This window comes from Vibrio sp. 10N.261.51.C6 (assembly GCF_041471785.1).
Lineage (GTDB): Bacteria > Pseudomonadota > Gammaproteobacteria > Enterobacterales > Vibrionaceae > Vibrio > Vibrio crassostreae_C.
Window position 1 is genome coordinate 1 of record NZ_JBFRPB010000081.1, and the last position, 6,163, is coordinate 6,163.

At 43.4% G+C, this 6,163-nt stretch carries 5 protein-coding genes and 4 tRNA genes; 6 read left to right on the forward strand and 3 right to left on the reverse strand.

Features of this window, described 5'->3' with window-relative positions; translation table 11 throughout:
- Positions 1-560: 560 nt before the first annotated feature.
- Both pssA and AB4375_RS19690 read right to left on the reverse strand, forming a co-directional pair.
- Positions 561-1,901: a CDP-diacylglycerol--serine O-phosphatidyltransferase gene (pssA, locus tag AB4375_RS19685; protein WP_029235079.1), complete on the reverse strand. Its 1,341-nt coding sequence runs from the start codon at positions 1,899-1,901 to the stop codon at positions 561-563.
- Between the two features lie 91 nt (positions 1,902-1,992).
- Positions 1,993-2,424 carry a GNAT family N-acetyltransferase gene (locus AB4375_RS19690; RefSeq protein ID WP_017059798.1) on the reverse strand — a complete coding sequence of 144 codons (432 nt, stop codon included), beginning with the start codon at positions 2,422-2,424 and terminating at the stop codon, positions 1,993-1,995.
- A gap of 66 nt (positions 2,425-2,490) precedes the next feature.
- On the opposite strand from AB4375_RS19690, the gene murB reads away from it, so the two are divergent.
- Positions 2,491-3,537 (forward strand): UDP-N-acetylmuramate dehydrogenase, encoded by a 1,047-nt coding sequence (gene murB, locus AB4375_RS19695; RefSeq protein WP_017059799.1) that lies wholly within the window; start codon positions 2,491-2,493, stop codon positions 3,535-3,537.
- Positions 3,534-4,499: a bifunctional biotin--[acetyl-CoA-carboxylase] ligase/biotin operon repressor BirA gene (gene birA / locus AB4375_RS19700; RefSeq protein ID WP_017059800.1), complete on the forward strand. Its 966-nt coding sequence runs from the start codon at positions 3,534-3,536 to the stop codon at positions 4,497-4,499. Before murB ends, birA begins: the two co-directional genes overlap by 4 nt.
- A 7-nt stretch (positions 4,500-4,506) precedes the next feature.
- Here birA and coaA read toward each other — a convergent pair whose 3' ends face one another.
- The gene (gene coaA / locus AB4375_RS19705) at positions 4,507-5,430 is read right to left on the reverse strand and encodes a type I pantothenate kinase (RefSeq protein ID WP_017062776.1); all 924 of its coding nucleotides are present in this window, start codon (positions 5,428-5,430) and stop codon (positions 4,507-4,509) included.
- Between the two features lie 210 nt (positions 5,431-5,640).
- Here coaA and AB4375_RS19710 point away from each other — a divergent pair.
- From AB4375_RS19710 to AB4375_RS19725, 4 genes are all read left to right on the forward strand, one after another.
- A tRNA-Thr gene (locus AB4375_RS19710) sits at positions 5,641-5,716 on the forward strand.
- A gap of 44 nt (positions 5,717-5,760) precedes the next feature.
- A tRNA-Tyr gene (locus AB4375_RS19715) sits at positions 5,761-5,845 on the forward strand.
- 39 nt (positions 5,846-5,884) lie between these two features.
- Positions 5,885-5,959, forward strand: a tRNA-Gly gene (locus AB4375_RS19720).
- Positions 5,960-5,972: 13 nt separating this feature from the next.
- A tRNA-Thr gene (locus tag AB4375_RS19725) sits at positions 5,973-6,048 on the forward strand.
- The last annotated feature ends 115 nt before the right edge of the window (positions 6,049-6,163 follow it).

A 6,163-nucleotide genomic window follows, 5' to 3' on the forward strand; every position in this document is an offset into this window, starting at 1 on the left:
AAGTGTGGAGTTGGTTAAGGCAACACTATCTAGCAAACCAAAACTTCATTGATTATAACGATATTGTTTCGAAGGTCTGTAGCGCTTGGAATGGATTTCTTGAGTGCAAAGATCGCGTCACAAAAATGTGTACAAGAGATTGGATTGACCTGATCAGTTAATTTTCCGGATTGGTATTACTTCTAACTCTGGTAGTTAAGCTAAATAGAGCAGAGCGCTAATCTGATTGCTTTACTATGTGAAATTCCCTATCGCGTACGAACCTCGCCGTAAGGAGTGACGAACGTTATTGCTTGAATACGTAAAGGGTAATTGTCGATTATGTTCGTATTAGTACTCGTTTAGCTGCTATCTAAACCATACCTGATACACGTATCTGGAACCCTGAGACTGACTAAGGAAAAGGTAGTATGCTTAACACTTCAAGCTATCACACTCACTATGCATAAATAGAGATGTTGATTCGAAAGACCATCAAACAAACCTAAATAGCTATCTCGTAGATACAAAAACGCCTAGCGTTTGCTAGGCGTTGATAAATAGTGTCTCTAATACATCGACTACAGTATTTGCTTAAGCACCCTATCGGCTTTCACACGAGTGATCTTACGAATCAACTTCTGAACTTCCATCGGGTAGCTCTCTACCTTGTCTAACTGCTTATAAGTACAGATAAGCTGAGTGTGTTGAAGGATGTTATCCACTTCAGCCTGAAACTTGTCTGTTAGGTGATGGTAGTTATCTTGGATAAAGATACCGTTCTCTAGATCCAACTTCCATGCGCGTGGATTTAGATTATTACCTGTTAGTAGCATGTAGCGCTTATCTACCCAAATGCCCTTTAGGTGGAAGCTATTGGAATCGTGTTGCCAAAGTCGAATTGATAGATTACGGCTAGCAATATGAGCTTCATTCGCTTTAGCGAAACGGCGTAAGTTCAGTTCGTAAAGGTATGGCAAACCACCAATCGTTTTAAACTCTTCTTCTGGTGAGATAAAGAAATCATTCGCTGTCTTATCACCAACAACAATGCTGACCTTTACGCCACGCTTAAGTGCTTTCTTCACTTCTTTAGCTAGGCTAGGTGGGAAGTTGAAGTAAGGTGTGCAGATGAAGATTTCATCTTTAGCTTGAGCGACGAGTTGGTTGATTCCCTGATTCAGACGGTTACGTCTTTTACCGATACCAACCAATGGTGTTACAGCCACTTGCTCTGCTGAAACCTCTTGCCCTTCGAATTGATACTGAGACCTTGCCAATGATGCTCGAAACTGACGAATCGCTGGTTTCAGTTCTTTGGTCGCAGGCTTGTTCTTATCAGCCAGGTCATAAACAGCGCTGTCCGCAACCATCTGTTCGTGTACGTAGGCAAACATTGAGTCAGCAAGAGCTGCATTGTTTAAAACATGGTAACGATCAAAGCGATAGCGGTCATGGTAATTCAGATAGATATTGTTAAGGCTTGCACCGCTGTATATCACGCTATCATCGACGATAAAGCCTTTTAAGTGCAATACGCCAAAGACTTCTTTGCCGCGAACGGGAATGCCATAGACAGGCACAGAATGTTGATATTTCTCTGCGAACTCTTTATACATGGCTGCATTGCCTTCAGAAGACTCTGCGCCAATCAATCCACGCTGCGCCCGGTGCCAATCGACACAAACGCTCACGTCTAATTCTGGATTCTTTTGCTTTGCTTCATATAAGGCAGTTAGGATCTCACGGCCAGCCTCATCATCTTCAAGATACAAAGCGACTAAACTAATACGAGTCGTTGCGCGAGATATTTCATCAAGTAGGCGAGTTCGAAACTCTTGCGCTGATAGTAGTACTTCAAACTTGTCAGGATTCTGCGCTATGGTTGGCAACTGTATGAATGGATTCCTACTGGCAATCATATTGACTGTTTTACCTTAAAAATATGCAAAATTGCGAACCTTTAATTTTACCAAAGGGATAGCACCAAATACTAGATAATCGAGGCATTCTCTAACAATTTTGCTGATAATGCATAGGAATGAGATCTTTTCCGCTATTCGAATAGCGCTCGTATAAAACTCTTAAACCATTTGGTAGATCTTTAGGGTCTACTTGTACGAATTTGTGTCGCGCGTAAAAATTGGTGAGATGAGCGTACGCAAAGCAGTAATCATCTTCCGTAAGCGTATGTTGCGCACAATAATCCATAAGCTGGGAGCCTAATTGCTGACCACGATGTTGTTTTGATATCGCCATACCGGTAAGTAAGCGATTATTTTCTATTGTACGAAAACGCACGACACCGCACAGTTCGTTATTCAGCAATAACGAATAGATCAGTTCACTCTTATTCGCTTTTCCCGTTGGGTAATGTTCTTTATAGAAACGTTTAACTAGGGGAACCTTTACTGGGTCTAATTGAGTAATGATGACATTGTTCATTCAGTCACTGCGCCATTGGTTTATCTGCTGTAGAATGACCGCAGTGTAAGTTAATTGAATATCGCCATGCAATTCCATCTCAATGCTAGTTTAAAAAATGTTCATACTTTTTCCATCGATCAGACGTGTGATGCGTTGGTTGAAGTCACCACTACCGAAGAACTTATTTCGCTTTACAAAGACCCTAAATGGTCAGCTTTGCCTAAGTTAATACTGGGTAAGGGCAGTAATATGCTTTTTACTGAGCACTTCGCTGGCCTGGTCATCGTGAATAAATTAGCCGGGATTGAGCTGGCCGAGACGGACAGTCATCACCTACTGCATGTGAGTGGTGGCGAGGATTGGCCAAGCTTGGTTGAGTGGAGTGTGGATAAAGGGCTGGGTGGTCTAGAAAACCTAGCAATGATACCCGGCTGTTCCGGCTCTGCTCCGATTCAGAATATTGGTGCGTATGGTGTTGAGCTACAAGACGTATGCGAGTATGTCGATATCCTGTGTCTGGATACTTATACAGTTAAGCGATTAAGCAAAGAAGAGTGTCTCTTTGGTTACCGAGATTCTATTTTCAAACACGCTCTCTACGATAAAGCGATTGTTGTTGCGATTGGTTTAACGTTGCCGAAAGAGTGGGAGCCATGCAATCACTATGGCCCGTTAAAAAGCCTAGCAGCCGATACGCTCTCCCCTCGCACTATATTTGATGAAGTGTGTGCTATCCGTTCAAGTAAGCTGCCAGACCCTAGAGTACAAGGGAATGCGGGTAGCTTCTTCAAAAACCCTGTGATCACCAAAGATCATTTTGATCGCTTGTTAGCTCTATATCCAAATATGGTTGGTTATGAGAGTAATGACATGATCAAAGTTGCTGCTGGCTGGCTGATTGATCAATGCCAGTTCAAGGGTGTGACAGAAGGTGGCGCTCAGGTTCACCCCAACCAAGCATTGGTTATTATCAATTATGATGAGGCTTCTGCTGTGGATATCCTTAAGCTTGCAGAGCGAGTGCGCCAGTCCGTTTTGAATAAATTCGATATTCGATTGGAACATGAAGTGCGCTTTATGGGACGAGACTGCGAGACAAACTTGGATAAGGCTTTGGAGTCATTGGCATGAGAGAGCACAGTACCAAGCTTGCACTATTGAGATGTCTTGCTGACGGTGAGTTTCATTCAGGTGAAGACCTAGGTGAAATGATTGGCGTATCACGAGCGGCTATCAGTAAGCACATTAAAGGTATTCAAGAGTGGGGTTTAGATATCTACCGAGTACAAGGCAAGGGTTACAAACTAGCCAGTCGTTTGGATATGCTTGACCAAGACAAATTGTCTGCAGTTAGTCGCGATGCTTCTCTTGAACTCATTCCCATCATAGGTTCTACAAACCAACACCTATTAGAGCGCACTAACACCCTCGAATCGGGTTCTGTCTGTATTGCTGAATATCAAGCTGCGGGTCGTGGACGCCGTGGACGAGAGTGGGTATCACCATTTGGTGCAAACCTCTATCTTTCAATGTATTGGAGACTCGACGCGGGGATGGCTGCCGCAATGGGCTTAAGCCTTGTGGTTGGTGTAGCTGTTGTTGAAGCTTTGGAAGAGATGGGCGTAGAAGGTGTAAAGCTTAAATGGCCGAACGACCTTTACCACAATGACAAGAAGCTTGCAGGTATCTTGGTCGAGCTGTCAGGACAGTCTGGCGGCGCTGCGCATATTGTGATTGGTTTAGGGCTAAACCTATCCATGGATCCAACAACATCAGGTATTGGCCAGCCATGGACTTCCCTTAAAGAAGTGTGTGATGGGAAGGTGCCAGACCGTAACCAGTTAGCGCAGGCTCTGATCAATGCTTGGGATAAGTCACTTGTCGACTACGAGTTGAAAGGAATGTCCAATTTTTTAGAGCGTTGGAACCGCTTGGATAATTTCTTAGGTCGCAATGTTAGATTGATCATTGGACCTAGAGAAATTGAAGGTGTTGTTCAAGGCATCGATGAACAAGGTGCTGTATTGCTCAAAACTGAGAATGGTGTCGAGAGCTATATTGGTGGCGAGATATCGCTAAGAAAAGGCGACTAAGGCGTTACTATTTTCTTAGTAACACTTCTTCAACCATATGATCTGCGCCTTTACGTAGAATCAGGTGAGCCCTTTCTCTTGTCGGAAGGATATTTTGTTCAAGGTTCAAGCCATTAATTGAACTCCAGATACCTTCTGCTTTGTCCAATGCGGCTTGGTTCGATAATTTAGTGTAATGACTAAAGTAAGAGCCAGGCTTAGTAAACGCGCCATCGCGGAATTTCATAAAGCGATTGACGTACCATTCTTTGATTTGTTGGCTATCAGCGTCAACATAGAGTGAGAAATCAAGGAAGTCTGAAATAAACACGCGATGTGGCTCGTGTGGATAATTCATTCCGGTTTGTAAAACATTAAGCCCTTCAATAATAAGCACATCTGGTAGGTCGACGCACTTAACGTCATCAGTAATATTGTACGTAAGATGCGAGTAAACAGGGGCTGTGACATTTCTCTTGCAAGCTTTTACATCCGAAACAAAGTTCACTAAACGCTTGATATCGTAAGATTCAGGAAAGCCCTTTTTGCTCATCAACCCTTTCTCTTTTAACACCTCGTTTGGATATAAAAAGCCATCGGTTGTCACTAGTTCAACTTTTGGGTGGTTTTCCCAGCGAGAGAGTAGGGCTTTAAGCAGACGCGCAGTGGTACTTTTGCCAACAGCTACGCTACCCGCAATACCGATGATAAAAGGTGGCGCTTTCTCTTTCTTATCTAGAAATTGGTGGAGTACCGAGTTTCTATTCTGTCTGGCTGCCACATAGAGGTTCAATAGACGAGATAGCGGTAGATAGATCTCTACTGCCTCTTCCATTGTGAGCTTTTCATTGATGCCTTGAAGCTCTTTTAAGTCGCTCTCAGAAAGTGTCATCGGAACTAAATTCCTTAGCTCAGACCAACGTTCGCGGTCAAATGACATAAATGGGCTCATACAAAACTCTATAGTGGATAACAAAACAAGTGCATGGAAAATACATCAAGCGATAGATAAATAAAATATCTTCCTGTACTAGATGCGGGTTAAAGACGTAAACCTTGAGCTAAATAGCCGTATGTAGGAGTTTGGTCAGAGAATTTTGCACTTTTTTTCAATTTACTATTGCAAGGTGGAAAATCATTCAATAAAATGCGCCCCACTTGTGCCGACTTAGCTCAGTAGGTAGAGCAACTGACTTGTAATCAGTAGGTCACCAGTTCGATTCCGGTAGTCGGCACCACTTTCTCCCTTCCTATAAGGCAAGCGAGAGAAAGCTCAAAATTTGGAGAGGTTCCCGAGTGGCCAAAGGGAGCAGACTGTAAATCTGTTGGCACTGCCTTCGATGGTTCGAATCCGTCCCTCTCCACCATATTCTAAAGGTTAAATAGCTCAAACAGAGTTACGTGTTGCGTGCATCGTATAATGGCTATTACCTCAGCCTTCCAAGCTGATGATGCGGGTTCGATTCCCGCTGCACGCTCCAACTCATTTTGTGTGCTGATATAGCTCAGTCGGTAGAGCGCACCCTTGGTAAGGGTGAGGTCCCCAGTTCGACTCTGGGTATTAGCACCAGTCTAAAGCTTCTTCTCCTTTAATAAAGAAAACCATTTTTTTGGTTGCGTGGTCTTATTTTAAGCCACCTAATCCGTACCTAGAGGGACACCCCATGTCTAAAGAAAAATTTGAA

What these genes read in the sequence shown, in the direction of transcription:
- pssA (WP_029235079.1), bottom strand. Translation starts at nt 1,901, where the DNA reads ATGATTGCCAGTAGGAATCCATTCATACAGTTGCCAACCATAGCGCAG.
- coaA (WP_017062776.1), bottom strand. Translation starts at nt 5,430, where the DNA reads ATGAGCCCATTTATGTCATTTGACCGCGAACGTTGGTCTGAGCTAAGG.
- murB (WP_017059799.1), top strand. Translation starts at nt 2,491, where the DNA reads ATGCAATTCCATCTCAATGCTAGTTTAAAAAATGTTCATACTTTTTCC.
- birA (WP_017059800.1), top strand. Translation starts at nt 3,534, where the DNA reads ATGAGAGAGCACAGTACCAAGCTTGCACTATTGAGATGTCTTGCTGAC.
- AB4375_RS19690 (WP_017059798.1), bottom strand. Translation starts at nt 2,424, where the DNA reads ATGAACAATGTCATCATTACTCAATTAGACCCAGTAAAGGTTCCCCTA.